This window comes from Chryseobacterium elymi, assembly GCF_003385495.1.
In the GTDB taxonomy this organism is placed as follows: Bacteria; Bacteroidota; Bacteroidia; order Flavobacteriales; family Weeksellaceae; genus Chryseobacterium; species Chryseobacterium elymi.
This window is the reverse complement of sequence record NZ_QNUH01000062.1, coordinates 1-1178: the sequence shown is the minus strand read 5'-3', so window position 1 is coordinate 1178 and position 1178 is coordinate 1. Positions and strand designations below refer to the sequence as shown.

At 38.5% G+C, this 1178-nt stretch carries 1 pseudogene; it reads right to left on the bottom strand.

The annotated features are described in order from the left end of the window. Positions 1-1178, bottom strand: a pseudogene (locus tag DRF60_RS21290) (RHS repeat-associated core domain-containing protein); the annotation flags it as partial.

The following is a 1178-nucleotide window of genomic DNA, read 5'->3' as shown; positions in this document are numbered from 1 at the left end:
GAGCCACATTTGAATAAACAGGATTAGTATATCTCATTTCATACCCAAAGAGTTTTCCATTCAGATTGGCAGGGTCATTAACCTTAGTCATCCAGCCTCTGATGTTGTACTTATAATCAATACTTTGAAGTGGTGATCCAAGGCTAATTCCTCCGACTTTCTTGTTTTCAAGCTGGGAAAGTTCATTGTACTTATTCTGAGCCAGAATTTCTTCGGCATTACTATCTACCTGATGCTTATGAACAAGCAGCCTGTTCTGGTGATCATAGGTGAAATTTTCTGTAATAACTCTTTCCGTATCTGTATTCAATCTTTTATGTCTGGTAATGACAGTCTGAGGAACTCCCGCAAAATCCAGCTTGGATTCTGTTTTTGTATAGCCTCCCAGGTGATTAATGGAATGACTTCCAATAGATCTTCCTTTGGTATCGTAATAGGTGTAGTTCTTTGTCCAGTTATCGTCTTCGATATTCTTTACCAGACTCATTACTGGTAATCCTTTGGTACTTCTTCCATCAGTTGATGGAGTTTGAGCTAAAACGGTTTCTCCCTGAATTGTGGAAGGAAAAGAAGGATTGAAACTGTACCCTGGATAGGAATCATAATAATTCAAAGACAGTAATGTAACCCACTTTGTAGAGTTCGGATAGGTATTGTCTTGATTTCCATAATAGACTTCTATACCCTGTCTTTCGAAAAGAGCAGTGGTTAACCTGTTTACATTATTGGAGTTATATCCGTCAACAATAGCCTGTTCAGCACTTCTTGCACCACCTGTCCCTATTCCTGTAATGGCTACTCTTCCAAACTGATCATATTTGGTGTACAACCATTGTCCTTTGTTTTTTAATTCGGCATCTTGTGTCGCAACCAAACGATCCTGTTTGTCATATACCATATATTCCCAGCCTTTACCAGGAAGTTTCTTTTCTACTAAACGACTTCTTCCGTCATAGCGGTATTGGTAACATAGCTCATCATGTTTTAAAGTATTAGTGGCAATATCACCACGGATACTTGCAAGTGGTGGAATAACAAATGCCAGCTGATTATATTCATTATATACATAGTAAGTATCTGCATACTCGTCTGCAGCGATTACTTTTCTGGCTAGGATAAGCTGTCCCTGTCCATTTTTGAATTCTATGGTTTCATTGCCGTCTTCATCTTTTACAGAA